Annotated in this window: 39 protein-coding genes; 33 read left to right on the top strand and 6 right to left on the bottom strand. The window is 46.7% G+C overall.

The window, feature by feature from the left end; translation table 11 throughout:
- From dapD to TRQ2_RS07255, 7 genes are read left to right on the top strand one after another with little or no spacing between them, the layout of a single operon-like run.
- A complete protein-coding gene (gene dapD / locus TRQ2_RS07285) occupies nt 1-702 on the top strand; it encodes a 2,3,4,5-tetrahydropyridine-2,6-dicarboxylate N-acetyltransferase (protein WP_004081875.1) in 702 nt (233 codons plus the stop codon).
- 15 nt (nt 703-717) lie between these two features.
- Entirely contained in the window at nt 718-1,923 is a 1,206-nt protein-coding gene (locus TRQ2_RS07280) for an aspartate kinase (RefSeq protein WP_012311107.1), read from the top strand.
- 9 nt (nt 1,924-1,932) lie between these two features.
- Entirely contained in the window at nt 1,933-3,093 is a 1,161-nt protein-coding gene (lysA, locus tag TRQ2_RS07275; protein ID WP_012311106.1) for a diaminopimelate decarboxylase, read from the top strand.
- On the top strand, nt 3,094-4,167 hold the full coding sequence (locus TRQ2_RS07270) for a M20 family metallopeptidase (RefSeq protein WP_012311105.1): 1,074 nt from the start codon (nt 3,094-3,096) through the stop codon (nt 4,165-4,167).
- 14 nt (nt 4,168-4,181) lie between these two features.
- Nucleotides 4,182-4,592, top strand: a complete 411-nt coding sequence (locus tag TRQ2_RS07265; protein ID WP_012311104.1) for a Fur family transcriptional regulator — start codon at nt 4,182-4,184, stop codon at nt 4,590-4,592.
- Nucleotides 4,589-4,981 carry a hypothetical protein gene (locus TRQ2_RS07260; protein WP_012311103.1) on the top strand — a complete coding sequence of 131 codons (393 nt, stop codon included), beginning with the start codon at nt 4,589-4,591 and terminating at the stop codon, nt 4,979-4,981. The genes TRQ2_RS07265 and TRQ2_RS07260 overlap by 4 nt, the downstream gene beginning before the upstream one ends.
- Nucleotides 4,978-6,255 carry a nucleotidyltransferase gene (locus TRQ2_RS07255; RefSeq protein ID WP_041434352.1) on the top strand — a complete coding sequence of 426 codons (1,278 nt, stop codon included), beginning with the start codon at nt 4,978-4,980 and terminating at the stop codon, nt 6,253-6,255. The genes TRQ2_RS07260 and TRQ2_RS07255 overlap by 4 nt, the downstream gene beginning before the upstream one ends.
- Here TRQ2_RS07255 and TRQ2_RS07250 read toward each other — a convergent pair.
- Genes TRQ2_RS07250 through TRQ2_RS07225 form a run of 6 tightly spaced genes read right to left on the bottom strand, consistent with a single transcriptional unit; the run spans nt 6,225 to nt 12,177 of the window.
- Nucleotides 6,225-7,520 (bottom strand): 16S rRNA (cytosine(967)-C(5))-methyltransferase, encoded by a 1,296-nt coding sequence (locus tag TRQ2_RS07250; RefSeq protein ID WP_012311101.1) that lies wholly within the window; start codon nt 7,518-7,520, stop codon nt 6,225-6,227. The two genes, TRQ2_RS07255 and TRQ2_RS07250, sit on opposite strands and share 31 nt — an antisense overlap.
- The gene (locus TRQ2_RS07245; RefSeq protein WP_012311100.1) at nt 7,517-8,209 is read right to left on the bottom strand and encodes a zinc metallopeptidase; all 693 of its coding nucleotides are present in this window, start codon (nt 8,207-8,209) and stop codon (nt 7,517-7,519) included. The genes TRQ2_RS07250 and TRQ2_RS07245 overlap by 4 nt, the downstream gene beginning before the upstream one ends.
- 12 nt (nt 8,210-8,221) lie before the next feature.
- The gene (locus TRQ2_RS07240) at nt 8,222-9,442 is read right to left on the bottom strand and encodes a DUF1015 domain-containing protein (RefSeq protein WP_012311099.1); all 1,221 of its coding nucleotides are present in this window, start codon (nt 9,440-9,442) and stop codon (nt 8,222-8,224) included.
- On the bottom strand, nt 9,397-9,849 hold the full coding sequence (gene ybeY / locus TRQ2_RS07235) for an rRNA maturation RNase YbeY (RefSeq protein WP_012311098.1): 453 nt from the start codon (nt 9,847-9,849) through the stop codon (nt 9,397-9,399). The genes TRQ2_RS07240 and ybeY overlap by 46 nt, the downstream gene beginning before the upstream one ends.
- Nucleotides 9,830-11,206 (bottom strand): HD family phosphohydrolase, encoded by a 1,377-nt coding sequence (locus tag TRQ2_RS07230; protein ID WP_012311097.1) that lies wholly within the window; start codon nt 11,204-11,206, stop codon nt 9,830-9,832. The genes ybeY and TRQ2_RS07230 overlap by 20 nt, the downstream gene beginning before the upstream one ends.
- Complete coding sequence (locus TRQ2_RS07225) at nt 11,203-12,177, bottom strand: PhoH family protein (protein ID WP_038034553.1); 975 nt, start codon at nt 12,175-12,177, stop codon at nt 11,203-11,205. The genes TRQ2_RS07230 and TRQ2_RS07225 overlap by 4 nt, the downstream gene beginning before the upstream one ends.
- Nucleotides 12,178-12,223: 46 nt before the next feature.
- On the opposite strand from TRQ2_RS07225, the gene TRQ2_RS07220 reads away from it, so the two are divergent.
- From TRQ2_RS07220 to rplO, 26 genes are all read left to right on the top strand, one after another.
- The gene (locus TRQ2_RS07220) at nt 12,224-12,643 is read left to right on the top strand and encodes a DUF1893 domain-containing protein (protein WP_011943781.1); all 420 of its coding nucleotides are present in this window, start codon (nt 12,224-12,226) and stop codon (nt 12,641-12,643) included.
- 121 nt (nt 12,644-12,764) lie between these two features.
- Entirely contained in the window at nt 12,765-13,148 is a 384-nt protein-coding gene (gene rpsL, locus TRQ2_RS07215; protein WP_004081846.1) for a 30S ribosomal protein S12, read from the top strand.
- 11 nt (nt 13,149-13,159) lie between these two features.
- On the top strand, nt 13,160-13,627 hold the full coding sequence (rpsG, locus tag TRQ2_RS07210) for a 30S ribosomal protein S7 (RefSeq protein WP_011943782.1): 468 nt from the start codon (nt 13,160-13,162) through the stop codon (nt 13,625-13,627).
- Nucleotides 13,628-13,632: 5 nt separating this feature from the next.
- Nucleotides 13,633-15,720: an elongation factor G gene (fusA, locus tag TRQ2_RS07205; RefSeq protein ID WP_012311095.1), complete on the top strand. Its 2,088-nt coding sequence runs from the start codon at nt 13,633-13,635 to the stop codon at nt 15,718-15,720.
- An 11-nt stretch (nt 15,721-15,731) separates the two neighbouring features.
- On the top strand, nt 15,732-16,934 hold the full coding sequence (gene tuf, locus TRQ2_RS07200) for an elongation factor Tu (protein WP_011943784.1): 1,203 nt from the start codon (nt 15,732-15,734) through the stop codon (nt 16,932-16,934).
- Between the two features lie 50 nt (nt 16,935-16,984).
- The gene (rpsJ, locus tag TRQ2_RS07195; protein WP_004081837.1) at nt 16,985-17,293 is read left to right on the top strand and encodes a 30S ribosomal protein S10; all 309 of its coding nucleotides are present in this window, start codon (nt 16,985-16,987) and stop codon (nt 17,291-17,293) included.
- An 18-nt stretch (nt 17,294-17,311) separates the two neighbouring features.
- On the top strand, nt 17,312-17,935 hold the full coding sequence (gene rplC / locus TRQ2_RS07190) for a 50S ribosomal protein L3 (RefSeq protein WP_004081835.1): 624 nt from the start codon (nt 17,312-17,314) through the stop codon (nt 17,933-17,935).
- 20 nt (nt 17,936-17,955) lie between these two features.
- Nucleotides 17,956-18,663: a 50S ribosomal protein L4 gene (rplD, locus tag TRQ2_RS07185; protein WP_011943785.1), complete on the top strand. Its 708-nt coding sequence runs from the start codon at nt 17,956-17,958 to the stop codon at nt 18,661-18,663.
- Entirely contained in the window at nt 18,635-18,937 is a 303-nt protein-coding gene (rplW, locus tag TRQ2_RS07180) for a 50S ribosomal protein L23 (RefSeq protein ID WP_011943786.1), read from the top strand. Before rplD ends, rplW begins: the two co-directional genes overlap by 29 nt.
- A 13-nt stretch (nt 18,938-18,950) precedes the next feature.
- Entirely contained in the window at nt 18,951-19,781 is an 831-nt protein-coding gene (rplB, locus tag TRQ2_RS07175) for a 50S ribosomal protein L2 (protein WP_008194995.1), read from the top strand.
- 13 nt (nt 19,782-19,794) lie between these two features.
- Nucleotides 19,795-20,082, top strand: coding sequence for a 30S ribosomal protein S19 (rpsS, locus tag TRQ2_RS07170; protein ID WP_008194997.1), 288 nt, complete (start codon nt 19,795-19,797; stop codon nt 20,080-20,082).
- Between the two features lie 11 nt (nt 20,083-20,093).
- Nucleotides 20,094-20,573, top strand: a complete 480-nt coding sequence (gene rplV, locus TRQ2_RS07165) for a 50S ribosomal protein L22 (RefSeq protein ID WP_012311094.1) — start codon at nt 20,094-20,096, stop codon at nt 20,571-20,573.
- Nucleotides 20,574-20,582: 9 nt separating this feature from the next.
- Nucleotides 20,583-21,212 (top strand): 30S ribosomal protein S3, encoded by a 630-nt coding sequence (gene rpsC / locus TRQ2_RS07160; RefSeq protein ID WP_012311093.1) that lies wholly within the window; start codon nt 20,583-20,585, stop codon nt 21,210-21,212.
- A 14-nt stretch (nt 21,213-21,226) separates the two neighbouring features.
- Entirely contained in the window at nt 21,227-21,655 is a 429-nt protein-coding gene (gene rplP / locus TRQ2_RS07155) for a 50S ribosomal protein L16 (protein ID WP_011943789.1), read from the top strand.
- Complete coding sequence (gene rpmC, locus TRQ2_RS07150; RefSeq protein ID WP_004081820.1) at nt 21,652-21,852, top strand: 50S ribosomal protein L29; 201 nt, start codon at nt 21,652-21,654, stop codon at nt 21,850-21,852. Before rplP ends, rpmC begins: the two co-directional genes overlap by 4 nt.
- Before the next feature lie 4 nt (nt 21,853-21,856).
- On the top strand, nt 21,857-22,180 hold the full coding sequence (gene rpsQ / locus TRQ2_RS07145; protein ID WP_012311092.1) for a 30S ribosomal protein S17: 324 nt from the start codon (nt 21,857-21,859) through the stop codon (nt 22,178-22,180).
- Nucleotides 22,177-22,545, top strand: coding sequence for a 50S ribosomal protein L14 (gene rplN / locus TRQ2_RS07140; RefSeq protein ID WP_011943790.1), 369 nt, complete (start codon nt 22,177-22,179; stop codon nt 22,543-22,545). Before rpsQ ends, rplN begins: the two co-directional genes overlap by 4 nt.
- A gap of 12 nt (nt 22,546-22,557) precedes the next feature.
- Nucleotides 22,558-22,875 (top strand): 50S ribosomal protein L24, encoded by a 318-nt coding sequence (rplX, locus tag TRQ2_RS07135; protein ID WP_011943791.1) that lies wholly within the window; start codon nt 22,558-22,560, stop codon nt 22,873-22,875.
- Between the two features lie 13 nt (nt 22,876-22,888).
- Nucleotides 22,889-23,443, top strand: coding sequence for a 50S ribosomal protein L5 (rplE, locus tag TRQ2_RS07130; protein WP_008195012.1), 555 nt, complete (start codon nt 22,889-22,891; stop codon nt 23,441-23,443).
- A 14-nt stretch (nt 23,444-23,457) separates the two neighbouring features.
- Nucleotides 23,458-23,643, top strand: a complete 186-nt coding sequence (locus TRQ2_RS07125; RefSeq protein ID WP_008195018.1) for a type Z 30S ribosomal protein S14 — start codon at nt 23,458-23,460, stop codon at nt 23,641-23,643.
- A gap of 15 nt (nt 23,644-23,658) precedes the next feature.
- Complete coding sequence (rpsH, locus tag TRQ2_RS07120; RefSeq protein ID WP_008195021.1) at nt 23,659-24,063, top strand: 30S ribosomal protein S8; 405 nt, start codon at nt 23,659-23,661, stop codon at nt 24,061-24,063.
- A 13-nt stretch (nt 24,064-24,076) separates the two neighbouring features.
- Entirely contained in the window at nt 24,077-24,631 is a 555-nt protein-coding gene (rplF, locus tag TRQ2_RS07115; RefSeq protein WP_011943793.1) for a 50S ribosomal protein L6, read from the top strand.
- A 14-nt stretch (nt 24,632-24,645) separates the two neighbouring features.
- On the top strand, nt 24,646-25,014 hold the full coding sequence (gene rplR, locus TRQ2_RS07110) for a 50S ribosomal protein L18 (protein ID WP_004081803.1): 369 nt from the start codon (nt 24,646-24,648) through the stop codon (nt 25,012-25,014).
- Between the two features lie 32 nt (nt 25,015-25,046).
- Nucleotides 25,047-25,565 carry a 30S ribosomal protein S5 gene (gene rpsE, locus TRQ2_RS07105; RefSeq protein ID WP_038034562.1) on the top strand — a complete coding sequence of 173 codons (519 nt, stop codon included), beginning with the start codon at nt 25,047-25,049 and terminating at the stop codon, nt 25,563-25,565.
- Entirely contained in the window at nt 25,558-25,761 is a 204-nt protein-coding gene (gene rpmD, locus TRQ2_RS07100; RefSeq protein WP_011943795.1) for a 50S ribosomal protein L30, read from the top strand. The genes rpsE and rpmD overlap by 8 nt, the downstream gene beginning before the upstream one ends.
- Complete coding sequence (gene rplO, locus TRQ2_RS07095) at nt 25,758-26,201, top strand: 50S ribosomal protein L15 (protein ID WP_011943796.1); 444 nt, start codon at nt 25,758-25,760, stop codon at nt 26,199-26,201. Before rpmD ends, rplO begins: the two co-directional genes overlap by 4 nt.

Raw genomic sequence — 26,201 nt, 5'->3', positions numbered from 1 at the left:
TTGGACGCAAGAGAAATCATAGAAATGATAGCCAAAGCCAAAAAGAAAACTCCCATAGTCGCTTACATAAAAGGCGATTTAGCAGGCATAGATTTCTCCAGTTTCAAATTCTTCGGTGATGAAAGGTTCGGAATTCTCTTTGGAGAGTACGAAGACTTCAAAAAGCTTCTCGAAGAGCACAGAGAAAAAATAGAAGACTACCATCTCGAAGTAAAAGCGAGGAACTCCGCGCTTCCTCTGGCGGATCTCACGAAGTACAAAGCCAGAATAGAACCGGGTGCGATCATAAGGGACATGGTGGAAATAGGAGAAGGCGCTGTGATCATGATGGGAGCCGTTATAAACGTCGGTGCGGTGATCGGTGAAGGAACGATGATAGACATGAACGCGGTCGTTGGTGGAAGGGCGATCATAGGAAAGAAGTGCCACATAGGTGCCGGTGCGGTGATAGCGGGTGTTATAGAGCCTCCGAGCGCCAAACCCGTTGTCATAGAGGACGAAGTGCTTGTAGGGGCGAACGCAGTGATCCTTGAAGGGGTGACGGTTGGAAAGGGTGCGGTCGTCGCGGCCGGTGCGGTTGTAACGAAGGATGTTCCACCTTACACAGTCGTGGCTGGTGTTCCTGCGCGTGTGATAAAACAAATAGACGAGAAAACGAAGGAGAAAACAAAAATAGTTGATGAGCTCAGAAATCTCGAATGAATGGAGGTCTGGGAAATGAACGTGGTGGTTCAAAAATACGGAGGAAGCTCCGTTGCCACACCAGAGAGAATAAAGAACGTCGCACAGAGAATCAAGAAAAAAGTAGATGAAGGGTACAAAGTTGTGGTCGTTGTCTCTGCTATGGGAAAGACAACGGACAACCTCATAAAACTCGCAAAGGAGATCTCTCCAAGACCGGATTCGAGGGAACTCGATATGCTTCTTGCAACGGGAGAACAGGTTTCCGCTGCGCTCCTTTCGATGGCCCTGAAAGATTTCGGAGTAAAGGCCAAATCTTTGAACGCGTTCCAGGTGAAAATAAAAACCACTCCGCATCACACGAGCGCTCGTATCGTGGATATAGACGACAGTGTGATCCGAGAAAACCTGAAAGATTACGACGTTCTCGTCGTAACGGGCTTTCAGGGTGTGAACGAACACGGCGATCTGACCACACTCGGTAGGGGCGGTTCGGATACATCTGCCGTGGCGCTTGCAGCAAAACTAAGAGTGCCGTGTGAAATCTACAGCGATGTGGACGGGATATACACCTGCGATCCGCGTGTCCATCCGAGAGCCAAAAAGCTCGCTTACATCACCTACGACGAAGCTCTCGAGCTTACCGCTCTCGGTGCGAAAGTTCTTCACTCAAGATCCGTGGAAATAGCAAAGAAGTATGGAATACCCATCTATTGTGCATCTTCTTTCACCGAAGAGGAGGGAACCATGGTGGTAGAAAGACTTCCGGAGTGGCTGGAAGAACCCGTTGTAACAGGAGCGACAATTTCTCATGGTCAAATAAAAGTTTCCATATCTTTCCTTCCAAAGGATGTGAAGTACATCACGGCCATATTCGAGGAAGTTGGAAAAAGGGCCCTGAACGTGGACATGATCTCCCTCGTTCCTTCGAACGGAAAGGTTTTCCTCTCCTTCACGATTCTCGAAGACCACAAAGAAGATCTGGACGAAGCGCTCAAAGAGGCTCTCAGGGACGTGGAAGGGTGGAAATCCACCTACGAAGGAGGTTTTGCCAAACTCTCCATAGTTGGAGTGGGAATGAGAACAAGCCCAGGTGTGGCCGCCAGGTTCTTTGAAGCGCTGGAAAGGGCGGGAGTCACACCAGAGCTCGTCACAACGTCGGAGATAAAGATCTCCTGTCTTGTTCCTGAAGAGAAAGCTGAAAAGGCACTGAAATCGGTGATCGAAGAATTCGAACTGTGAGGTGAAGAAATGGACATCTTGAGGAAAGTGGCAGAGATTCATGGGACACCCACCTACGTGTACTTCGAGGAAACACTGCGAAAAAGGTCACGTCTTGTAAAAGAGGTCTTCGAGGGAGTGAATCTCCTTCCAACGTTTGCCGTGAAGGCGAACAACAATCCTGTTCTTTTGAGGATTCTAAGAGAAGAGGGTTTCGGCATGGACGTGGTGACAAAGGGGGAACTCCTCGCGGCTAAACTGGCAGGAGTTCCTTCCCGTTCCATTGTATGGAACGGCAACGGAAAGAGCAGGGATCAAATGGAATACTTTTTGAGAGAAGATGTGAGGATCATCAACGTGGATTCGTTCGAGGAGATGGAGATCTGGAAAGAATTAAACCCAGAGGGAGTAGAGTATTTCATCAGAGTGAATCCGGAAGTCGACGCGAAGACACACCCTCACATCTCCACCGGCTTGAAAAAGCACAAGTTCGGAATACCACTGGAAGATCTGGATTCGTTCATGGAAAGATTCGGCTCAATGAACATAAGGGGTCTCCATGTTCACATAGGATCCCAGATAACCCGGGTTGAACCCTTTGTGGAAGCCTTCAATAAAGTTGTTCGGGCTTCTGAAAGGTATGGATTCGAAGAGATCAACATCGGCGGCGGCTGGGGAATAAACTACAGCGGAGAGGAACTCGACCTGTCCAGCTACAGAGAAAAGGTTGTTCCTGCCTTGAAGAGATTCAAAAGAGTCATCATCGAAATAGGAAGGTACATCGTAGCACCTTCTGGGTATCTGCTCCTCAGAGTGGTGCTCGTCAAAAGAAGACATAACAAGGCGTTCGTCGTAGTCGATGGTGGGATGAATGCCCTCATAAGACCGGCGCTTTACTCTGCGTATCACAGGATCTTTGTGCTCGGAAAACAGGGTAAAGAGATGAGGGCAGATGTGGTTGGCCCACTGTGCGAGAGCGGTGACGTGATCGCGTACGACCGGGAGCTTCCAGAGGTCGAACCGGGTGACATCATCGCTGTGGAAAACGCGGGAGCTTACGGCTACACTATGTCGAACAACTACAACTCAACCACACGTCCAGCTGAGGTACTCGTCGGGGAAAACGGAAGAATTTCTCTGATAAGAAGAAGGGAAACGGAGATGGACATCTTCAAAGACGTGGTGATGTGAATGAACGAGATCGAGCTGAGGCACATTCTCCATATGAATCCGGAGCTTTCTTTCAAGGAGTACAATACAAAAGAAACGCTCAGAAGAGCAGTGATTGAGATCGGATACGATAAGATCATAGAAGTGGCCGGAACAGGACTTGTGATAGAGAAGAAAGAAACGGAAGATCCGTACGTTGTTCTGAGAGCCGATATGGATGCTCTACCCATAAAAGAAGAAACGGGCTGGGAGTTTGCGTCGCGGAATGAGTATATGCACGCGTGCGGACACGACTTTCACATGAGCGCACTCTACGGTGCTATGAAGAGACTCAGGAACGTGAAAAAGAACTTTCTCTTTGTCTTTCAACCTGCCGAAGAGACGGGTGGTGGAGCGAAAAAAGTTGTGGACTTTCTCAGATATAGGTACGAAATAAAAGCCGCTGTTGGATTCCACGTGACTGACGAGTACGATGCTGGAACTGTGGCATCCCGACCCGGAGTGCTTTTTGCCTCTGCCACGGAATTCGATGTATACTTTAAAGGTGTCCCGGCACACGTGGCGTTCGCTGAGAAGGGAAAGGACGCTCTGAAGACAGCGGTTTCTTTTCTCGGCTGGCTCTACAACAAAAAATGGAACGCTCTTGTGGGGGTTGGCAAAATCTCGGGGGGACGGGCGAGGAACATCGTTCCAGATGAGATAAAATTGGAAGGAACGATAAGATCAGAAGCGCTGAGGATAACAGAAGAAGTGATATCCGACATGGTAAAACAACTTGGAGAACTGAAAGAAGAAACAGGGGTTGGTTTTGCTGTTGAAAGAGGCAGTGTCTATCCTGAAGTGAGGGTGAATCAAAACCTCTTTGAAACTCTAAGAGCAACCTGTCAGAGGTTAGGGTTTTCTTTCGTTGAATGCGATATGAAGTGGACCGGAGAGGACTTTGGATATTTCTCGCAGGTGTTTCCTTCTCTCTCATTCTGGTTTGGCGTGGGAGAAGGAGAACGTTTCGGGCTTCACCACCCGCGTTTTTTACCGAATGACAGGTATATACCCATGGCGGCGGATCTTTTGGCTGAGCTTGCTATGGTCATTTGAGGAGAGTGAATATTATGACCACAGATGAGATAATTGAACGCTTGAAATCGAAAAAGGTAAAACTCACGACTCAGAGGATGGAGATCATAAAATTCGTATCCGAGATGAAAGAAGGGCATTTTGAGGCAAAAGAGATTTTTGCCGTCCTTTCGAAGAAAATTCCTTCGCTTTCCATAGCTACTCTCTACAGTGTTCTTTATCTTTTGGTGGATCTTGGTGTTATTTATGCCTTCAGCGATGGTCAGAAAACGATCTTCGATTTCAATCCGGAGCCGCATGGGCACTTCATTTGCAGAGAGTGCGGAAAGATTGAAGACGTAGAAATAAGGGAGCTGAAACTTGGAGAGATAAAAGGCAAAAGAGAAAAAATCGAACTGGTGATAAAAGGTGTCTGTGAGGAGTGTTTGAAGAAGGTGAAAGATTGAGGTACCTTGCGCAACTTTTTTCTCTCCTTCTCGTGATCATAGGAATTCTGGGTCTGGTTGTCTGGGCAGGGTTGTACTTTCTGGCACCTTACATCGAGGGATTCGCAGGGATAAAACTCCCGGAAAATATTGCGAATGTTCTTCTGGCATGTTTTCTGCCAATACTCGGCTCAGGTGTTCTCCTCAACTTCTACACCTCTTCCGGGATCAAGTGGTTCGTTGTATCTGGTTTTGTTGTTCTTTCCGTCTCTTTTGTGAGCGAGATTTATGGACTGTACGTCCTCAGGGGGATTTTTTCAAAGATCGCTCTCGCTTATCTCATTTTTCTTCTCTTCACAATGGTCTCTCTTGCCTATTTCCTCACGATCATCAGGAGGGATGAAGACTGAAGGTTCTCGGCGTTGTCGTAGAGTACAATCCATTCCACAACGGACACCTCTATCATCTGACTTCGGCTAAAGAACTCTTGGAACCGGACTACACAATCGCTGTGATGAGCGGTAATTTCTGCCAGAGAGGCGAGCCAGCCGTTATAGATAAATTCGCACGGGCAGAGATCGCTCTCAGAATGGGGGTAGATGTTGTTTTGGAATTGCCCGTTGTTTTTGCCACGCAGGATGCCGGGGGTTTTGCTTTCGGTGCAGTGAGCGTGCTGGACGCAACGGGTGTTGTCACAGATGTGGTCTTTGGAAGTGAATCGAACGATATCGAATTTCTTCAAAGAGCGGCACGGATCCTTTACGAGCAACCCGATGAGTACCGGAAGTTTTTGCATGAAGAGTTGAAAAAAGGATACTCTTTTCCCAATGCCAGAAAGTACGCTCTGATGAGGTATTTTTCCATGAAGGGTTGGAATGAGGAAGAGGTATTGAAACTCGAAAAGTCGAACGATATCTTAGGGATGGAGTACATTCATTCCGCTCTGGAGATAGGCTCGAACATCAGATTCCACACAATAAAAAGGGTAGGAGCGGAAGAAAAAGATACCAGTTTCAGGGGGCGATTCTCCAGCGCAACGGCGATAAGAAATCTTATGAGGGAAAAAAGATGGGAAGAGGTGAGAGATTCTCTTCCAGAAGATTCTTTTGAAATTCTCATGAGGGAGATAAACGAAGGGCGGGGACCCATTTTCCTCGAGAACATGGGAGATTTTCTCCTTTCGTTTTTCAGACTGAAAGACATGGATTTCTTCGAGAAGATCCACGGTTTTTCTGAGGGACTCGAAAAGAGATTTCACGTCTGTGCGAGACAAACAGGGTCTTACCGGGATTTTCTGGAGTGTGTAAAAGCCAAACGCTTCACCTTTTCTCGAATAAGAAGGCTCGCTCTCTTTTCGGTGTTCGAAGTGAACAAAGAATTCGTTGAAAAAAGCAACACAAAAGGGCCTCAGTACATCAGAATCCTCGGCTTCACAGAGAAGGGAAGAGAGATCCTTTCTATCATGAGAAAGAAGGCAAAACTTCCGATCGTGACAAACATGTCTCTTTACAGGAAAGTACTGGAGAAAACGGACCTACCAGTTGATAAACAACTCTTTCTTGAACAGATCGATCTTGACGTGAAGGCGACGAACTTCTACTCGATGTTCTTCCCATCGGTGGAACAGCGCTGTGGGGAGCGAGACTTCTCCATTCATCCCATCTTTCTGAGAACGGAGATGTAGAAGGGAGTTATCGTCTCGTCTGGAAGCATCAGAAAGCCGTAACCATCCCAGATTCCTTCCACTTCGAATTCTTTCATCTTGTCTCTGATATCGATCACTTCTGCGTCTTTCTGTTCGTAGACGAATCTTTTCACCACTTCAGTGTTTTCTTCTTTTGTCACGGTACATGTGCTGTAGAGGAGAATTCCTCCCTTTTCCAGAAGCTGCCAGGCCTGCTGTACCATCCTCAGCTGAATCTCCGAGAACTTCTCGAAATCCTCTTTGTTCACTCTCCTCAGAACTTCCGGATGGTTTCTTGCCGTGCCCAGCGAGGTACAGGGAGCATCCACCAGGACCCTATCAAATGTATCCTGGACGTACTCTGTGAGTCGTTCCGCATCGGCGATCTTTGTCTCTATCGAAGAGAGTTTCAGACGTTTCGCGTGTTTTTCGACGAGCTGGATTTTCTCTCTGCTTATATCAACGGCCAGTATCTTCCCCTGATCCTTCATCAATTCGGCGATGGCGGTAGTCTTACCACCCGGTGCCGCGCAGGTATCCAGTACTCTCAGTCCGGGTCTCAGCTCCATGAAGAAAGGTACAAGCTGTGAAGACTCTCCCTGAACACTCGCGAGCCCATCGTTTATCACCCTGGAGTCGTTCATTGGAACGCCGAGTTTCCTCACAATCAGGGAAAACGGAGCGTGTTTTCCCGGGATTGCCTCCGTACCCTCTTCAGCAAGGATTTTGATGACTTCCTCCTTAGTGGCTGCGAGCGAATTCACACGGAGCATGACAGGGAGAGGTTCCTGATTCCACTTCATTATTCTCAGGACCGCTTTTTCGGGAAGAAATGATCTCCAGTAGTTCACGATCCACTCCGGATGTGAGTAGACGAGGTGAAGTTCTTTTGGTTCGGGGACGGTCCTCAATCTCCTCAGCACGGCGTTCACCAGTTTTTTGAAGTTCTCGTTCTTCACCAGTTTTACTGTTTCGCTGACTGCTGCGTAATCCGGAACGCTGTTCATGAAGAGGAGCTGATAAGCCCCCATCCTCAACGCAACCCTGACAGCAGGTGGAACGTCCTTTTTCTTCAAAAGCTGGTTTATGTACCAGTCCAGAAGTTCTTCTTTCCTCACAACTCCCCACACGAGCTCTTTGAAAAATCTTCTGTCTCTGTCGTCCAAAAAAGAGAGGACGCTGTCCACGTCCTCTCTCGATATGAATTTTTCCTTCTCGTACTTCCTCAGAAGTCTGTAGGCGAGCAGTCTAACGTTCGTTCTCATCTTCTATCACCGAACAGACCAGCGATTACTATCATTCTGAGGAGCTGGAGGAACGCCATCAGTGAAGACGCGACGTAAGTGAGAGCAGCGGCACCGAGTACCTCTTTTACTCCCTTGAGCTCGTACTCCGGCATCAGCATCGTTGTTTCAAGGAGTTTCACGGCGCGCCTGCTGGCGTCGAACTCAACAGGAAGCGTGATGAGGGTAAAAAGCACCACCAGAGAGAACAGAAGAATTCCCAGTCTTATCAGAAACGGTGCCTGGAGGAAGAAACCAAGAATGAGAATAATCCAAGCAAGCTGAGAACCCGTGATGGCCGCTGGTACCATCAAATTCCTCAGTGCGAGCATCGGATATTTTTCTGCGTCTTGAAGAGCGTGCCCCACTTCGTGTGCCACAACTCCGAGTGAAGCGACGGAAACACCTTTGAAATTCTGTGGAGAGAGCCTGAGAACCTTCCGGTAGGGATCGTAATGGTCAGACAGAAAACCAGAAACGACCTCTATTTTCACGTTGTAGATTCCCGCGTTCTCAAGGAGTCTTTTTGCGAGTTCATATCCAGTGAGTCCAAGGGAGGACCTTACCTGTGAGTACTTGTTGTAAGCAGCCTGAACTCGCATCTGCGCCCAGAAAGCCAGAATAATACCGGGAATCAGTATGATGAACGTTGGGTCGAAAAAGAAGAACACCGTATCACCTCCTCATCCGAACACGTGCACCACCAGACCACTCAGAAGTTTTGGTTCAAACCATGTTGACTTCGGCGGCATGATCTTTCCTTCATCTGAGACTTTCATAAGCGTTTCTATGTTCACCGGATACATCGCGAAGGCCACATCGAACTCTCCCTTGTCCACCATTCTTTCCAGTTCGCACAGGCCCTTTATTCCACCAACGAAGTCTATTCTCTCATCTTCGCGAGGATTGGAAATACCGAAGATGGGTTCCAGAACCTCACGCTGAAGAATGTTCACATCGAGGCTCTCAACGATTTCCTCCGGCACTCTTTTTGGAATCAGGACGTACCATTTTCTGTTGCCCACGTACATGGTTATTTCGTGTTCTCTGGATGGTCTTGCAGGTACCTTGTAGGATCTGTACGTTTCGAATTTTTCCTGGAGTTTTTCGAGTAATTCCTCTGGCGTGAGTTGAGATTTCACCACTCTGTTGTAGTCGAATATTCTGAGCTGGTTGTGGGGGAACGCTGTGGCCATGAAGTAATTGTGAGGTCCTTTTCCTATCTTCTCGTCCAGTATGTCGCTGACCCTGGCTGCAGCCGCTGCCCTGTGGTGACCATCCGCTATGTAGAGTTCCTCCACTCTCTCAAAGAGCTTCTTTATTTCATTCACTTCGTTTTCATTCTTGACAACGAAAAACTCATGGATGACATCGAGATCATCGCGTATTCTATAGACAGGCTCCTGAGAATCAGCAATTTCGGAGAGTTTTCTATCGAATTCTTCAAAGGCTCTGTAGAAAAGAAAGACCTGTCCTGTGTGTGCACGTGTTTTCAGAATGTGTTGAACTCTTTCCTCTTCTTTCTTTTTTCGGGTAAGCTCGTGTTTCTTTATTCTACCCTTTTTGTACTCCTCCACAGGAAAGAGCGCTACTATTCCTGTTTGTGTGTGGTCGCCCATCCTCTGACGGTAAATGTAGAACGCTTCTTTTTCTTCTTGAATAAGGATGCCATCCTCTATGAACTTTTCAAGATTTATCCTGGCTTTCTCCATGTCTTCGGGTGTAGGATCCATCTCTATTTCGTGTGTTTCTGCTTCAACGCGAGTTACTCTGAGAAAGCTGAGTGGGTTTTTCTTTATCGTTTCTTTGGCTTCAAGAAAGGAAACCACATCGTAGGGTTTGGCCACGAATTTTTCGGCTATCTCTTCCCTGGGTCTGAATCCTCTGAAGGGTTTGATCTCCATTCACCCCATACCTCCTCAACGTATTTTTTCTGTTTTTCGAACATCTCTTTGGAGTTTCTGTCTTCGAACTCGTGATCGTATCCTGCAAGGTGAAGTATCCCGTGGATCACCACTTCCAGCAATTCCTTTTCGAAGGTGTTGTTGAACTCCCTCGCATTTTCTTCTACGATCAGAGGACAAACGTAAATTTCTCCATAGACGTCTTCTTCCATGAGGGGAAAGGTGAGCACGTCTGTGGGAAGATCCTGACCTCGAAACTGCTGGTTGAGCTCCTTAATTTCATCTTCACTCACAAGAATCACGTTTACATGTACGTCTCCTATCTCTTTCTTTACGATTTCTTCGAGTTTTTCTTTCAAATTTTCGAGAAGTTTCGATCCTTTACCTTCACCCAGTATTCTTATCATTTATCTTTACCACCTTCTGAATTTTTTCTTCCTCGGGGTATTCAATTCTGGAACTGAACAGGTTCACGAGAACCTGAAGGAACGCGTCGGAAATCTCTTCGAGCTCACTCAGAGTGATGCCTGACTCATCGAGTTGCCTCTCAAAGAATATGGAAGATATGACATCTTCGACACATTCCTTGATCTGAGAAACAGAGGGTGATTTCAAGCTTCTTGAAGCGGCTTCCACGGAGTCGGCGAGCATGATAATGGCTGCTTCTCTGAACTGTGGCTTGGGGCCCGGATAGCGGAATTCCTCTTCGGGAATGTCCTCAAACTGTTGTTTCGCCTTGTAGTAGAAATACTTCTGCGATCTTGTACCGTGATGCTGGGGAATTATGAATTCAACGAGGAGGGGGAGTCGGTATTTTCTTGCAAGTTCCACACCGTACTTCACGTGCTCGTTCAAAACGAGGTGGCTGAGAGAGGGGGTTATGTCTTCGTGGGGATTTTTACCGTCTCTAATGTTTTCAGTGAAGAAGTGAGGGCGTTTCATCTTCCCTATATCGTGATAGTAAGCTCCTATTCTTGCCAGAATGGGGTTTGCGCCTATTTTCTCCGCTGCAGTTTCTGCTAAGTTTGCGACGATCACACTGTGATAATAAGTTCCTGGAGCTTTAATGGAAAGCATCTTGAGCAACGGATGGTTCAGATTTCCAAACTCTACGAGCCCAAGATTCGAGTAAAGGCGACTTGTGTATTCCACGTAAGGCAGTATTCCAAGAACCAGAATACCTGAAAAGATCGGATTCAAAATAGCAGCTACCAGGTCGTACGGCGTGTACTCGATTTTCAGTCCAAACTTCATGAACAGAGATGTTCCCATAAGAGCAAGAGATGTGAGGGCAGAAGATTTCACCACATCCAGTCTTCTGTTCGCTTTGGAGAGAGTCACTGCCGCAACAAAGGTTGTTGAAATGAACGGCAGAAGAAGAAAGATATCGTAACTCCATCGATACAGAGCAAGCAAAGCCATCAAAAATCCACTTGTTATGGCTATTTCTGGGGAAAAGAACACGAGTTCTATGAGGGCAACCGGTATGTATACAGGTGTCACGAAAGGGCCTATCTCCGGGAAAGAAAATCCAATGAAAGAAGCTCCGAGCAGGATCAGAGCCAGATGAGTATAGGTGAACACTTCACTGAGCCAGTACTTTCTGTAATATCTGGTGCTCATCTCCACCAGAGCGAACCAGACAACGAGGGCGACCAGTGCCTCAAAGGTGAAATTCAAAGGTCGGATTCCTGTACGAACGTGCACCAGCATCAGAGAAAGAATCACTGTAATCGTTACCAGGAGGAAACGCTTTCGATTCATGGCTTCCTCGACCTTTCGTACTCTTCGTAGGCCTTTATGATCTTCTTCACGAGAGGATGCCTCACAACATCGCTTTCGTTCAGATACACGAATTCTATACCAGAGATTCCTTCTAAAATTTTCTGACACTCTATGAGACCGGACTTTTCTTTCTCGATATCCACCTGGGTGATGTCTCCCGTTATGACCGCCTTGGAATTGAATCCGAGTCTGGTGAGGAACATCTTCATCTGCTGGTATGTGGTGTTCTGGGCTTCGTCCAGAATGATAAAGGAGTTATTCAAAGTCCTTCCTCTCATGTAAGCGAGCGGTACGATCTCTATGATGCCTCTTTCACGGTAGCTGTTGAATTTGTCCGGGGATGTGATATCTATGATGGCGTCGTAAAGAGGTCTGAGATAAGGTTCCACTTTTTCAGACAGATCTCCCGGCAAGTATCCAAGCTTCTCTCCGGCTTCAACGGCTGGTCTTGTGAGGATGATTCTGTTCACCTTTCCCATTTTCAGATAGTCTAAAGCAACGGCCACTGCCAGGTACGTTTTTCCTGTACCGGCTGGACCTATCACGAACACCACGTCGTTCTTTTCGACTGCTTCCAGATACTTCTTCTGGCCGAGTGTCTTCGGCTTCACTTTCTTGCCGATGATCAATCCTCTGCTGTCGTTTGAGAACACTTCTTTCACACTTTCTGAGTTCGAAACTCTCTCCACGAGATACTCGAACTCAGTCCAGTCCAGAAGGTGACCGTCCCGTGTTATGGATATGATCTCATCGAGCACCCGATGGGCTGCATCGACACTTTTCTCATCCATGCCTTTTATAAGAATCTCACTGTCTCTCACCGCGAATTCCACGTTGAAGAGTTTTTTCAGATACCTCGCGCGCTTGTCGTACTGTCCGAATATCTCCAAAACGGCCACATCTTCTGGAATTCTTATTCTTCTAACTGCAACCGTGGGTTTCACCTCCACACTGGTATACTTTCTAAGGAAATTATACTACGAGGAGCGTGGTGAAATGGAGGAAACTCTTTTGAAGACAGCTTTGAAAATCTTTGAGGAGAAGAAGCTGAGTTTGCTGGTTTATAACGGTCGGACGATCTTCGAAAGCAAAGGCAGTGGTCTAAAACCATTGATAGAACTCTACCGAAGCTTCGATAATCTGGAAGGAAGTCTGGTGATCGACAAGATGGTTGGAAAGGCTGCAGTTTCTTTTCTGTTGAAAATGAGACCCGACCACATCCACGCAAAAATTATAAGTGAGCCGGCTTTAAAATTACTGAATGGATACGGACAGTCTTTCAGCTACGATAAAAAGATACCTTTTGTCCTCGCAAGAAATGGCAAAAGTATGTGCCCATTCGAAAAACTGGTTCTGGAGATGGACAACCCGGAGGAAATCATAAGGATTGTTCTTTCAAAATTCACGTCACTTTAAATGAAGTTTTAAACTACTTATGATAAATTGATGAGAGGTGCTTGCTTTCTTTGTTGACAATATACAAATTGAAGAGTAAAATTAAACTTCGGCTTGGAGTAAAACGGAAGGGAGGATGAAGATGCCAACGATCAATCAATTAATCAGGTACGGCAGGAAACCGAAGAAGAAAAAGTCAAAAGCTCCTGCTCTTCAGGGAAACCCTCAAAAGAGGGGTGTGTGTATAAAAGTTTCTACGATGACACCGAAAAAACCGAACTCCGCTCTCAGAAAGATCGCAAGGGTGAGGCTTTCAAATGGAATAGAAGTCACTGCGTATATTCCTGGAATTGGTCACAACCTGCAGGAACACTCTGTTGTGCTCGTCAGAGGTGGTAGGGTCAAGGACCTACCTGGTGTCAGGTACAAGATCATCAGAGGGGCTCTGGACGCTGCAGGCGTCGAGGGAAGAAGACAGTCCAGAAGTAAGTACGGTGCGAAAAGACCCAAGGATCAGAAGAAGTGAGGTGACTGTGGGTGCGTAGAAGGAGAGCTGAAATAAGACAGGTACCACCTGATCCGGTGTACGGAGATGTGCTTGTTGCAAAGTTGATAAATAAAGTGATGTGGGATGGCAAAAAAACAACCGCTCAGAAGATCGTCTACGGTGCTTTCGATATCATCAGAGAAAAGACAAAGAAAGATCCTCTTGAAGTTTTCAGGCAGGCTGTAGAAAATGTGAAGCCTGTTCTTGAAGTAAGACCGCGAAGGGTTGGTGGTGCAACTTACCAGGTTCCCATCGAAGTTCAGGAACCGAGGAGGACCTCTCTTGCTCTCAGATGGATAGTTGAAGCTGCAAGAGCCAGAAAAGGAAGGCCAATGAAAGAGAAGCTGGCCGAGGAGATCATAGCAGCATACAACAACACAGGTACGGCCATTAAGAAGAAGGAAGACACTCACAGAATGGCGGAAGCCAACAGGGCATTTGCTCATTACAGGTGGTGATAAGTATGGAAAATGTGGAAGCGAGGTATGTTGACCTGGATAAGCTTAGAAATATCGGTATAATGGCCCATATCGACGCCGGAAAAACTACGACAACAGAGAGAATTCTCTATTACACGGGAAGGAAACACTTTTTGGGAGACGTCGATGAAGGAAACACAACCACTGACTGGATGCCTCAGGAAAAGGAAAGAGGCATTACGATACAGTCTGCTGCCACAACGTGTTTCTGGAAGGGCTATCGAATCAACATAATTGATACACCCGGACACGTTGACTTTACGGCCGAGGTTGAAAGGGCGCTCCGCGTTCTCGATGGAGCAATAGCTGTTTTCGATGCCACGGCGGGAGTCGAGCCTCAGTCAGAAACCGTCTGGAGACAGGCTGACAAGTACAATGTCCCGAGGATCGCTTTCATGAACAAGATGGACAAAGTGGGAGCAGATTTCTACATGGCCGTCGAAACTCTTGTAACAAAACTCAAAGCAAATCCCATTCCAGTACAGATGCCGATCGGTAGTGAGAAAGACTTCCAGGGTGTGATTGACCTCATAAAAATGAAGGCGATCTACTGGGTCAGCGAAGATGGATCTGTGTACGAGGAAAGAGATATTCCGGAGGAACTCAGAGAAGAAGCGGAAATGAGAAGGGAAGAGATGCTTGAAAAAGTTGCAGAGCTGGACGAAGAAATTCTTGAAAAATACCTCGAAGGTGAAGAGATTTCCGAAGAAGAAATAAAGAGAATCTTGAGAAAAGCAACCATAGAAAACAGGGCAGTTCCCGTTCTCTGTGGAGCGGCGAAAGCCAACAAAGGAATACAACCGCTTCTGGACGCGGTGATAGACTATCTGCCGTCGCCCCTTGATCTTCCGCCGGTGAAGGGCTGGAGGGTTTCCGACGGAGAGATTGTCTACAGAAAACCCGATGAGAACGAACCTTTTACAGCTCTGGTCTTCAAAGTGCAGGTGGATCCATACATAGGAAAGCTCGTGTACTTCAGAGTGTACTCTGGAAGGCTGGAGAAAGGAAGTTACGTTTACAACTCCACAAAGGGCCAGAGGGAGAGAATATCGAGGATCGTCTTCATGCACGCAGACAAGAGAGAGGAAGTTGACTACGTCAGACCCGGTGATATAGCGGCAGGGGTCGGCCTCAAAGTTTCTCAGACTGGAGATACACTCTGCGACGAAAAAGAGCCTGTAATCCTCGAAAAGATCGACTTCCCAGAACCTGTTATTTCTCTTGCTATTGAACCGGCCACGAAAGCCGATGAGGAAAAACTCGTGAAGGCACTGCTTGCTCTCTCTGAAGAAGACCCCACTCTTCAGGTGAGGGTTGACAAAGAAACGGGAGAAACCATCATTTCAGGAATGGGTGAACTCCATCTTGAAATAGTTGTGGACAGGTTGAAGAGAGAGTTCGGCGTCAACGTGAGAGTCGGACAGCCTCAGGTGGCTTACAGGGAAACCATCAAGAGGCCTGCTGAAGCCGAAGGAAAATATATCAGACAGACCGGTGGTAGAGGTCAGTACGGTCATGTGATTCTCAGAATAGAACCCATACCCGAAGAGGAAGGAAAGAACTTCGAATTCATTGACAAGACGGTCGGTGGTGTGATACCGAAGGAATTCATGCCCGCTATCGAAGCAGGTATCAAGGAGGCTATGATGTCTGGGCCTCTTGCGGGATATCCCGTTGTGAGAGTGAGAGCAGTTGTGCTTGACGGATCTTACCACGAAGTTGACTCCTCAGAAATGGCGTTCAAGATAGCTGCTTCGATGGCATTCAAAGAGGCCATGAAAAAAGCGCAACCGGTTCTTCTTGAACCTATCATGAAGCTTGAGATCACTACACCGGAGGAATACATGGGCAACATCATTTCCGATCTCAATTCCAGAAGGGCTAAGATTGAATCTCTCGAAACAAGAGGACATTTGAAAATCGTTGTAGCGAAGATCCCGCTTTCTGAAACTTTTGGATATGCCACAGTGTTGAGATCGCTCAGTCAGGGTAGAGCGAGCTACATCATGCAGTTCTCGCACTACCAGGAAGTTCCGGAGAAAATCGCCGAGAAAATCATCAAGGTTGTTTAAGGAGGGAGAACATGGCGAAGGAAAAATTTGTAAGAACAAAACCGCATGTTAACGTTGGAACGATTGGACATATCGACCACGGAAAGTCCACACTGACAGCCGCTATAACAAAGTACCTTTCTCTCAAGGGACTTGCCCAGTATGTTCCTTACGACCAGATCGACAAGGCTCCTGAGGAAAAGGCAAGAGGAATCACCATCAACATCACACACGTTGAGTATCAGACCGAAAAGAGGCACTACGCTCACATTGACTGTCCTGGTCACGCGGACTACATCAAGAACATGATCACCGGAGCGGCTCAGATGGACGGAGCCATCCTTGTTGTCGCTGCAACCGATGGTCCCATGCCTCAGACAAGGGAACACGTGCTTCTTGCAAGGCAGGTTGAGGTTCCCTACATGATCGTCTTCATAAACAAGACGGACATGGTTGACGATCCTGAACTCATCGACCTCGTCGAGATGGAAGTGAGAGACCTTCTGAGCCAGTACGGTTACCCTGGAGACGAAGTGCCAGTCATAAGAGGTTCTGCTCTGAAAGCCGTCGAAGCTCCTAACGATCCGAATCACGAAGCTTACAAACCTATCCAGGAGCTCCTCGACGCTATGGACAACTACATTCCTGAGCCTCAGAGAGAAGTTGATAAGCCGTTCCTCATGCCTATTGAGGACGTGTTCTCAATCACAGGAAGAGGAACGGTTGTTACAGGAAGGATCGAAAGAGGAAGAATCAAACCCGGTGATGAAGTTGAGATCATAGGTCTCAGCTACGAAATCAGGAAAACCGTTGTTACAAGCGTGGAAATGTTCAGAAAGGAACTCGATGAAGGAATCGCAGGAGACAACGTTGGATGTCTGCTCAGAGGAATCGACAAGGACGAAGTTGAGAGAGGACAGGTTCTCGCAGCTCCTGGAAGCATCAAACCACACAAGAGATTCAAGGCTCAGGTTTACGTCCTGAAGAAGGAAGAGGGAGGAAGACATACACCGTTCACAAAAGGTTACAAACCCCAGTTCTACATAAGAACCGCTGACGTTACAGGGGAAATCGTAGGACTTCCTGAAGGTGTCGAAATGGTTATGCCTGGAGACCACGTCGAAATGGAAATAGAACTCATCTACCCTGTCGCTATTGAAAAGGGACAGAGATTCGCTGTAAGAGAAGGTGGAAGAACAGTTGGAGCTGGTGTGGTCACAGAAGTCATCGAGTGAGGGGGACGCTTCCCCCTCCTTTTTGAGAAAAGAGGGAGGGTGCTTAGAATATGCCTGGACAGAAGATAAGGATAAAACTCAAAGCCTACGATCACGAGTTACTCGACGAATCGGCGAAAAAGATCGTTGAAGTCGCTAAATCCACGAATTCCAAAGTGTCCGGTCCCATTCCCTTGCCAACGGAGCGGACACTCTATTGTGTCCTGAGATCTCCCATGAAACACAAGGACTCCAGAGAACACTTTGAAAAGAGAGTACACAAAAGGCTAATAGATATCATAGACCCATCTCCAAAGACCATCGATGCTTTGATGAGGATAAACCTCCCAGCAGGTGTCGACGTTGAGATCAAACTGTAATCCCTGGAGGTGTCTTTGATGAAGATGATAATTGGAAGAAAAATCGGTATGACGAGAGTATTCGTTGGAAATGATTCCGTTCCCGTTACAGTCATAAAGGCGGGGCCCTGTGTGGTTGTCCAGAAAAAAACCGTTGAGAAAGACGGATACAACGCTGTGCAGCTTGGATTCGAGAAGGCTAAGAAGGTCAACAAACCTCTCGCAGGACACTTCAAAAAATTCGGTGTGGAACCGATGAAAATACTCAGAGAGTTCAGAGTAGAAAATCCCGACGAGTACGAACCCGGACAGGTAATAAAGGTTGACGTGTTTGAAAAAGGTGAGTACGTGGACGTTACTGGCTGGACAAAAGGAAGAGGATTCGCTGGTGCGATGAAAAGATGGGGATTCAGCGGTGGACCGAAGAGCCACGGTTCCAAATTCCATAGAGAACTCGGTTCTGTTGGTCAGCACACGGAACCTGCCAAGATATGGAAAGGTAAGAAAATGCCCGGAAGATATGGAAACGAGAGGGTAACTGTCAGAAATCTTCAAGTTGTGGATATCGATCCTGAAAACGACCTTTTAGTGGTCAAAGGTGGAGTCCCTGGAGCGAGGGGCGGGCTCGTTTTGATCAGGAGCGCCAAGGCCCCGAAAAAGTAACAGTGGAGGAGGAATAAAAGATGGCTCAGGTGGATCTGTTGAATGTGAAGGGAGAAAAAGTAGGGACCCTGGAAATCAGTGATTTCGTTTTCAACATCGATCCCAACTACGACGTGATGTGGAGATACGTGGATATGCAGCTCTCCAACAGGAGAGCTGGAACTGCCTCTACGAAAACAAGAGGAGAAGTCTCCGGTGGTGGCAGAAAACCCTGGCCGCAGAAACACACCGGAAGAGCAAGACACGGTTCCATAAGATCCCCCATCTGGAGGCATGGAGGAATTGCACACGGACCTAAACCGAGAGACTGGAGCAAAAAGCTCAACAAGAAAATGAAGAAGCTCGCTCTGCGATCTGCTCTCTCTGTGAAGTACAGAGAAAACAAACTCTTCGTACTCGATGATCTGAAACTCGAAAGGCCGAAGACGAAATTTCTGAAGGAAATCCTCCAGAACCTTCAGCTTTCCGACAAGAAAACACTGATCGTCCTTCCATGGAAAGATGAAGGATACATGAATGTGAAACTCTCTGGAAAGAACCTTCCCAACGTGAAGGTAATAATTGCGGACAATCCGAACAACAGCAAAAATGGTGAGAAGGCAGTAAGAATAGATGGACTCAATGTTTTTGACATGCTCAAGTACGATTACCTTGTGCTCACCCAGGACATGGTTTCCAAGATAGAGGAGGTGCTCGGAAATGAAGCAGGAAAAGCTCTCACTGAATGATGTTCTAATCAGACCCATCATCACAGAAAAGGCTCTTATCCTCCGCGAACAGAGGAAATACGTATTCGAGGTCAATCCACTTGCAAACAAGAACCTGGTAAAAGAGGCTGTTGAAAAGCTCTTCAATGTCAAAGTAGAAAAGGTGAACATTCTCAACATGAAGCCCAAGCCGAAAAGAAGGGGTATCTTTGAAGGAAAGACCCGCAGCTGGAAAAAGGCTGTTGTAACTTTGAAGGAAGGTTACACAATCAAAGAACTGGAAGGCGAACACTGAGAGGGGTGAAGTCATGGGACTCAAAAGATTCAAACCGGTTACCCCGGGAAGGCGTTTTATGGTTATCTCCGATTTTTCGGATATCACAAAGACAGAACCTGAAAAGTCGTTGCTCGCACCTCTCAAGAAAACAGGTGGAAGGAATCATCACGGAAGAGTTACTGTAAGGCACAGAGGTGGCGGGCACAAGAGAAGATACAGAATAATAGATTTCAAGAGATACGACAAAGCTGGAATTCCTGCGAAAGTGCTGGCCATTGAATACGATCCCAACAGATCAGCCAGAATAGCGCTTCTCCTTTACGCTGATGGAGAGAAAAGATATATTCTGGCACCCAAAGGTGTGAACGTGGGAGACACTCTCATGAGCGGACCCGATGCGGAAATAAGGCCAGGAAACGCACTTCCTCTTGAGAAGATACCCGTCGGTACCCTTGTCCACAACGTGGAGTTCACACCGGGCAAGGGTGGTCAGATCGCAAGAGCAGCTGGTACCTACTGTCAGATCATGGCGAAGGAAGGGAATTACGCTCTGCTCAGAATGCCTTCTGGAGAACTGAGAAAGGTACACATCAAATGCTACGCCACCGTCGGTGTTGTGGGCAACGAAGATCACAAGAACGAAGTCCACGGAAAGGCTGGAAGAGTGAGATGGCTCGGTAGAAGACCGCATGTCAGAGGAGTTGCCATGAATCCGGTGGATCACCCGCACGGTGGTGGTGAAGGAAGAGGTAAAGGTCACCATCCAACAAGTCCATGGGGTCTGCCAACCAAGGGCTACAAGACGAGACGTGGAAAGAGACCTTCTGACAAATTCATCGTCAGGAGAAGGAATGAAGCGTAAGGAGGTGAATTGAATGGGTCGTTCCAGTAAGAAAGGACCCTATGTAGATAAAAAATTACTCGAAAAGATCAGAAAACTCAACGAAACTGGTGAAAAGAAAGTTATCAAAACATGGAGCAGAGCCTCTATGATCATTCCTGAAATGGTAGGGCACACGATCGCAGTTTACAATGGTATGAAACACATACCGGTGTACATTACTGAAAACATGATCGGACACAGACTTGGAGAATTTGCACCAACCAGAAGGTTTGGAGGTCATGCCGACAAAAAAGCGAAAAAAGGTGAATTGAAGAAGTGAGGAGGGAAAGAATGAAGCTCCAGGTACCCAGAAGCAGTTTGAAGCGTTCAATTTTTCATAAAAAGAGAAAAGAGCTCCTGTCTTCTCTTCCGAAGATTGAAGCTAAGGCTGTGGCAAGATACATAAGGATCTCTCCAAGAAAAGCCAGAGCCATAGCAAACACAATAAGAGGGAAATCCGTCGAAGAAGCTTTCCAGATTCTTGCTTTTTCACCGAAAAAGGCCGCAAGAATAATGGAAAAGGTATTGAAATCGGCTGTCGCGAATGCCGAAAATAACTTTGGGTTGAGTGTCGAGAATCTTTACGTTTCTGAGTGCTACGTTAACGACGGTCCAAGGATGAAAAGAATCTGGCCCAGAGGAAGAGGAAGGGCGGATATCATTCAGAAAAGAATGTCCCACATCACAGTTGTGGTGAGGGATCGGAGTAAAGAAGATGAATACAGGAAGGCTCTTGAAGAATTAGAAAAGAAGATATCATCCGAAGAGTGAGGTGATACGGTGGGTCAGAAAGTGCATCCCCGCGGCTTCAGGTTGGGTCTGAGTGCCGACTGGCAAGCAAAATGGTTCAACGAAAAGAATTACAAAGAGTGGCTCCTCGAGGATGAAGAGATAAGAAAGTTCATAAAGAACAAGTATTACCATGCTGGGATTAGCGAGATATACGTAGAAAGACCTGACGCTGAAAGGATCAACATAACCGTGAAAACAGCAAGACCTGGAATCATCATAGGAAGGAAAGGTGCGGAGATAACGAGTTTGAGAGAGGAGCTGGAGAGGAAGTTCAACAGAAGGGTTGTTATTAATATTGAAGAGATAAAAACGCCCGAACTCGATGCACAGCTTGTTGCCGAGTCTATAGCTTCCCGTATAGAAAAGAGGGCATCTTACAAAGTGGCAATGAAGAGAGCAATAATGAACGCCATGAGAAAGGGTGCACAGGGAATAAAAGTGATGGTCGCTGGAAGGCTCGGTGGAGCTGAGATCGCCAGAAGAGAATGGTACCTCAGAGGAAGACTGCCTCTTCAGAAATTGAAGGCGATCATAGATTATGGAACGGCCACTGCGTGGACCAAGTACGGTACTATCGGCATCAAAGTGTGGATCTACAAAGGAGATGCTGATATCTAAGGGAGGTAATTGCCATGTTGATGCCAAGAAGGGTCAAATACAGAAAACAACAAAGAGGAAGAATGAAAGGAAAAGCCAAGGGAGGAACATTTGTTCAGTTCGGTGAATGGGGTCTCAAAGCACTCGAACCAGCTTGGATCACAGCCCAGCAGATAGAAGCTTGCCGAATTGCCATGCTGAGGGCTATGAAAAGATCCGGAAAGATCTGGATAAGAATATTCCCTGACAAACCTTACACGAAAAAACCACCTGAATCCAGGATGGGAAAAGGTAAGGGTAACGTTGAAGGATGGGTCGCCGTTGTGAAACCCGGGAAGATTCTCTTTGAAGTGGCGGGAGTCGATGAGGAAACAGCCCATGAAGCTCTCAGGTACGCTGCGAGTAAACTTCCCATAGCTACTAAGGTAGTTCCCCGTCACCATATTGGGGGTGAGGCAGTATGAAGGCTTCCGAACTCAGGAATTACACAGATGAAGAATTGAAGAATCTTCTCGAAGAAAAGAAGAGACAGCTCATGGAACTCAGATTCCAACTTGCAATGGGACAGCTGAAGAATACTTCTCTCATAAAGCTCACTAAAAGAGACATCGCAAGAATAAAGACCATTCTTAGAGAGAGGGAGTTAGGCATAAGGAGGTGAAAATATGCCCAGGAAACGTTTGACTGGAATAGTTGTGAGCGATAAAATGGACAAGACAGTAGTTGTTGCCGTGGAAAAGCTCGTTCAGCACACGATTTACAAAAAATACGTGAAAAGGACGAAAAAATATCACGCACACGATGAAAGGAACGAATGTAAAATAGGAGATGTTGTTGAAATAGAAGAGACAAGGCCTCTCAGCAAAACTAAGAGATGGAGAGTCGTCAGGATCATTCAAAGGTTTGAACCCGAAAGAGTACTGAAAGAAGAAGAGGACATTCAGGAAGAAATAGAAGCAGTCGAGGGCAAGGGAGGGGTTGAATCATGATACAGCAAGAGACCTACCTCAATGTGGCTGATAACTCCGGTGCCAAAAAGCTCAGAGTTATAAGGGTTATCGGTGGGTTTCATAAAAAGTACGGAACGGTTGGAGATATAGTCGTGTGTTCAGTCAGAGAAGCCATCCCAAATTCTGATGTGAAAAAGGGAGACGTGGTCAGAGCAGTTATCGTGAGAACAAAGAAAGAAATCAGAAGGAGTGATGGTACTTACATCAGATTCGATGACAACGCGGCTGTTCTCATTGACAAGTTCAACGCTCCCAGAGGTACCAGAATCTTTGGACCGGTTGCGAGGGAACTCAGAGAAAAAGGTTTCATGAAAATAGTATCCCTCGCACCAGAAGTTTGGTGAGGTGATACGGAGATGAGGATAAAAAAGGGTGATCTCGTCGAAGTAATTTCTGGAAAAGACAAGGGAAAAAGGGGAAAAGTACTCAGAGTGATTCCAAAGGAAAACAAAGTCATCGTTGAAAATGTGAACATGGTGAAAAGGCACCAGAGACCTATTCCCCAGCTTCGTGAGGGTGGAATCATAGAGAGAGAAGCGCCAATTTACGCATCCAAAGTCATGGTTGTCTGTCCTGCTTGTGATAAGAGAACAAGGGTTGGCTACAGGTTCACCGAAGATGGAAAAAAGGTAAGATACTGCAAGAAGTGTGGTGAGATCATTGACAAAGATTGAGGGAGGAATCGGTATGAGATATGAATACGTTCCTCTGAAAGATCAGTACGAAAAGGAAATAGTACCCGCTTTGATGAAAGAGTTCAACTACAAAAACATCCATCAGGTTCCAAAGTTGGTCAAAATCGTTATAAACATGGGAATTGGCGAAGGTTCCAGAAACTACGACCTCATAGAACGACACGCGAACGAGCTCGCAAAAATTACAGGGCAGAAACCAATCGTTACAAGGGCGAGGAAGAGTATTTCCAACTTCAAGATAAGGAAGGGAATGCCGATAGGTTTGAAAGTAACCCTCAGAGGAGCAAGGATGTACAATTTTCTCTACAAACTCATAAACATCGTGCTGCCCAAGGTGAGGGACTTCAGGGGACTCGATCCCAATTCCTTTGACGGAAGAGGGAATTACTCCTTTGGTCTTTCAGAACAGCTGGTTTTCCCTGAACTGAGTCCGGATGAAGTCAGAAGAATACAAGGAATGGACATCACCATCGTCACAACTGCAAAGACAGATCAGGAAGCCAGAAGGCTTCTTGAGCTCTTTGGCATGCCTTTCAAGAGAGGATAACGGAGGTGAGATGAATGGCCAAGAAGGCGATGATAGAAAGATGGAAGAAACCGAAGAAGTACAAGGTTCGTGAGTACACAAGGTGCCACATCTGTGGACGCCCGAGAGCGGTGTACAGAGAATTCGGACTCTGCAGGGTTTGTTTCAGGAAGCTTGCTCTGGAAGGAAAGCTCCCCGGAGTTCGGAAGGCAAGCTGGTAAGGGAGGGATGGTACTGTGTGGAGCGATCCAATTGCCGACATGCTAACAAGAATCAGAAATGCCAATATGGTTTTCAAAGAATATACGGATATACCTGCTTCTAACCTCAAGAAGAAGATCTGCGAGATCCTGAAAAGAGAAGGATTCATAGCGGACTACAAATACATCGAGGATGGAAAGCAGGGAATACTGAGGGTTTACCTCAAATACAAAGGCGGAAGGAAGAACAGAGAAAGAGTCATTCACGGTATCGTCAGAGTGTCTCACTCAGGTAGGAGAATTTACGTTGACAAGGATCATATTCCAAAAGTGAAAAACGGTCTTGGAATAGCTATACTCACTACTTCGAAGGGCGTTCTAACAGATAAAGAAGCTCGTCAGCTTGGAGTCGGCGGAGAAGTAATCGCTTACGTCTGGTGAGGAGGTGTTTTGAATGTCTCGACTCGCGAAAAAGCCCATAGTCTTACCACAGGGTGTTACGGTTGAAATAAAAGACAACGTTGTTAAGGTGAAGGGACCCAAGGGAGAACTCAGTCAGGAATTTCTCCCTTACGTGAAAATAGAAGTTGAAGGTAATGAAGTCTGGGTAAGACCCAACGAGAATCAGATTATAAGAAAATCTGACTGGAGAAAGATAAAGATGTTCCAGGGAACTTACTGGTCCCTCATCAGAAATATGGTTGTTGGTGTAACAGAAGGCTACAAGAAAGAGCTGGAAATCGTAGGAATCGGTTACAGGGCTCAGCTTCAGGGGAATACAGTAGTGATGAACCTTGGTTACGCTCATCCCGTTGTTTACGAGATACCCTCTGATGTGAAAATTGAAGTTCCTGCACCGAACAGGATAGTTGTTTCTGGCATCGATAAACAGAGGGTTGGACAGGTTGCCGCTGAGATCAGAGCGTTCAGACCACCAAATGTCTACACCGGAAAGGGAATCAGGTATGTTGGTGAAGTGGTGAGACAGAAAGAAGGTAAGAAAGCATAAAGGGGGTAGCTGAAATGATAAAGAAGGAGTCAAAAAAAGAGCAGCGACTCAGAAGGCACAGAAGAGTTAGGAAAAAGGTGTTTGGAACTCCCGAAAGACCAAGGCTCTGTGTTTTCAGAAGCAATAAACACATATACGCACAGATCATAGATGACACTATAGGCCACACTCTTGTTTCCGCTTCTACTCTCGACCCCGAGCTGAGGGAAAAGCTTCAGAAAACGTGGAACGTAGAGGCAGCCAAAGAAGTAGGGCTTCTCATAGGAAAAAGGGCTCTCGAAAAGGGAATAAAGAAGGTCGTGTTCGATAGAGGCGGATACAAGTACCACGGTAGGGTTAAGGCACTGGCGGATGGTGCCAGAGAAGCTGGACTCGAATTCTGAAGGAGGGTGGTACTGTGGAAACACAGGGAGTTATGAAAGAAATACAGTATGAAGAATTCGAAGAGAAGATAATAGAAATAAGGAGAACCTCCAAAGTCACAAAGGGTGGTAAGAATCTGAGCTTCAGAGTTGTTGCAATAGTTGGAAACAAAAACGGTAAAGTGGGACTGGGAATAGGAAAGGCAAGAGAGGTTCCTGAAGCGATCAGAAAGGCCATATCTGCTGCAAAGAGAAATATCATAGAGGTTCCTGTAATCAACGGAACCATACCGCACGAAATCATAGGAAGACAGGACGCTTCCAAAGTGCTTCTGAGACCAGCAGCGCCAGGTACAGGTATCATCGCAGGTGGTACTGTCCGAGCAGTTGTTGAACTCGCGGGTATTCAGAACATACTCACAAAATCGCTCGGGTCCACCAATCCTTTGAACCTCGCTCTTGCAACAATGAACGGTCTGAAGAATCTCCTGGATCCAAGAAAAGTTGCAAAACTCAGGGATATCTCAGTCGAAGAAGTGTTCAAAGGTGTGAGGAGGGAGGACAATGCCTAAGAAGCTGAAGATAAAACTGGTCAAGAGTCCCATCGGTTATTCCTGGGATCAAAAGGATACGGTGAAGAGGCTTGGACTCAGGAAGCTCAACCAGATAGTCGTAAAGGATGACCTACCACAGATCAGAGGTATGATCAGAAAGGTGAGGCATCTGGTGGAAGTAGAGGAGATTGAGGAAGGGGGTAGCAACGCATGAGGCTTGAAGATCTGAGGCCAACTCCCGGGGCAATGAAAAAGAGGAAAAGAGTCGGTAGGGGTCCCGGATCTGGGCACGGAAAAACCAGTGGAAGGGGACACAAAGGACAGAAAGCCAGAGGAAGCGGAAAGGTTCACATCTGGTTTGAGGGTGGACAGACGCCTCTGCACAGAAGACTCCCCAAGAGAGGATTCAACAACATAAACAAAAAGGTTTATGCGGTTGTTAATGTCAAAGTTCTCGAAGAAAGGTTCGAAGCCAACGAAGAAGTAACTCCTGAAAAACTCATCGAAAGAAAGATCATAAAAGATCTGAAAGATGGGATAAAGATCCTCGGAGACGGAGAACTCACCAAGCCACTGGTAGTCAAAGCACACGCTTTCAGTAAGAGCGCTGTAGAAAAGATAGAAAGTGCTGGTGGTAAGGCTGAGGTGATATGA

The organism is Thermotoga sp. RQ2, from assembly GCF_000019625.1.
GTDB classification, from domain to species: domain Bacteria; phylum Thermotogota; class Thermotogae; order Thermotogales; family Thermotogaceae; genus Thermotoga; species Thermotoga maritima.
The sequence above is the reverse complement of the archived record's forward strand: the minus strand, read 5'-3'. Positions and strand labels throughout refer to the sequence as shown.

Excerpts from the sequence above, each read along its gene's own strand:
- TRQ2_RS07280 (WP_012311107.1), top strand. The coding sequence starts at position 718 with ATGAACGTGGTGGTTCAAAAATACGGAGGAAGCTCCGTTGCCACACCA.
- lysA (WP_012311106.1), top strand. The coding sequence starts at position 1,933 with ATGGACATCTTGAGGAAAGTGGCAGAGATTCATGGGACACCCACCTAC.
- TRQ2_RS07270 (WP_012311105.1), top strand. The coding sequence starts at position 3,094 with ATGAACGAGATCGAGCTGAGGCACATTCTCCATATGAATCCGGAGCTT.
- TRQ2_RS07265 (WP_012311104.1), top strand. The coding sequence starts at position 4,182 with ATGACCACAGATGAGATAATTGAACGCTTGAAATCGAAAAAGGTAAAA.
- TRQ2_RS07250 (WP_012311101.1), bottom strand. The coding sequence starts at position 7,520 with ATGAGAACGAACGTTAGACTGCTCGCCTACAGACTTCTGAGGAAGTAC.
- TRQ2_RS07240 (WP_012311099.1), bottom strand. The coding sequence starts at position 9,442 with ATGGAGATCAAACCCTTCAGAGGATTCAGACCCAGGGAAGAGATAGCC.
- ybeY (WP_012311098.1), bottom strand. The coding sequence starts at position 9,849 with ATGATAAGAATACTGGGTGAAGGTAAAGGATCGAAACTTCTCGAAAAT.
- TRQ2_RS07230 (WP_012311097.1), bottom strand. The coding sequence starts at position 11,206 with ATGAATCGAAAGCGTTTCCTCCTGGTAACGATTACAGTGATTCTTTCT.
- TRQ2_RS07220 (WP_011943781.1), top strand. The coding sequence starts at position 12,224 with ATGGAGGAAACTCTTTTGAAGACAGCTTTGAAAATCTTTGAGGAGAAG.
- rpsL (WP_004081846.1), top strand. The coding sequence starts at position 12,765 with ATGCCAACGATCAATCAATTAATCAGGTACGGCAGGAAACCGAAGAAG.
- fusA (WP_012311095.1), top strand. The coding sequence starts at position 13,633 with ATGGAAAATGTGGAAGCGAGGTATGTTGACCTGGATAAGCTTAGAAAT.
- tuf (WP_011943784.1), top strand. The coding sequence starts at position 15,732 with ATGGCGAAGGAAAAATTTGTAAGAACAAAACCGCATGTTAACGTTGGA.
- rpsJ (WP_004081837.1), top strand. The coding sequence starts at position 16,985 with ATGCCTGGACAGAAGATAAGGATAAAACTCAAAGCCTACGATCACGAG.
- rplC (WP_004081835.1), top strand. The coding sequence starts at position 17,312 with ATGAAGATGATAATTGGAAGAAAAATCGGTATGACGAGAGTATTCGTT.
- rplD (WP_011943785.1), top strand. The coding sequence starts at position 17,956 with ATGGCTCAGGTGGATCTGTTGAATGTGAAGGGAGAAAAAGTAGGGACC.
- rplW (WP_011943786.1), top strand. The coding sequence starts at position 18,635 with ATGAAGCAGGAAAAGCTCTCACTGAATGATGTTCTAATCAGACCCATC.
- rplB (WP_008194995.1), top strand. The coding sequence starts at position 18,951 with ATGGGACTCAAAAGATTCAAACCGGTTACCCCGGGAAGGCGTTTTATG.
- rpsS (WP_008194997.1), top strand. The coding sequence starts at position 19,795 with ATGGGTCGTTCCAGTAAGAAAGGACCCTATGTAGATAAAAAATTACTC.
- rplV (WP_012311094.1), top strand. The coding sequence starts at position 20,094 with ATGAAGCTCCAGGTACCCAGAAGCAGTTTGAAGCGTTCAATTTTTCAT.
- rplP (WP_011943789.1), top strand. The coding sequence starts at position 21,227 with ATGTTGATGCCAAGAAGGGTCAAATACAGAAAACAACAAAGAGGAAGA.
- rpmC (WP_004081820.1), top strand. The coding sequence starts at position 21,652 with ATGAAGGCTTCCGAACTCAGGAATTACACAGATGAAGAATTGAAGAAT.
- rpsQ (WP_012311092.1), top strand. The coding sequence starts at position 21,857 with ATGCCCAGGAAACGTTTGACTGGAATAGTTGTGAGCGATAAAATGGAC.
- rplN (WP_011943790.1), top strand. The coding sequence starts at position 22,177 with ATGATACAGCAAGAGACCTACCTCAATGTGGCTGATAACTCCGGTGCC.
- rplX (WP_011943791.1), top strand. The coding sequence starts at position 22,558 with ATGAGGATAAAAAAGGGTGATCTCGTCGAAGTAATTTCTGGAAAAGAC.
- rplE (WP_008195012.1), top strand. The coding sequence starts at position 22,889 with ATGAGATATGAATACGTTCCTCTGAAAGATCAGTACGAAAAGGAAATA.
- TRQ2_RS07125 (WP_008195018.1), top strand. The coding sequence starts at position 23,458 with ATGGCCAAGAAGGCGATGATAGAAAGATGGAAGAAACCGAAGAAGTAC.
- rplF (WP_011943793.1), top strand. The coding sequence starts at position 24,077 with ATGTCTCGACTCGCGAAAAAGCCCATAGTCTTACCACAGGGTGTTACG.
- rplR (WP_004081803.1), top strand. The coding sequence starts at position 24,646 with ATGATAAAGAAGGAGTCAAAAAAAGAGCAGCGACTCAGAAGGCACAGA.
- rpsE (WP_038034562.1), top strand. The coding sequence starts at position 25,047 with ATGAAAGAAATACAGTATGAAGAATTCGAAGAGAAGATAATAGAAATA.
- rpmD (WP_011943795.1), top strand. The coding sequence starts at position 25,558 with ATGCCTAAGAAGCTGAAGATAAAACTGGTCAAGAGTCCCATCGGTTAT.
- rplO (WP_011943796.1), top strand. The coding sequence starts at position 25,758 with ATGAGGCTTGAAGATCTGAGGCCAACTCCCGGGGCAATGAAAAAGAGG.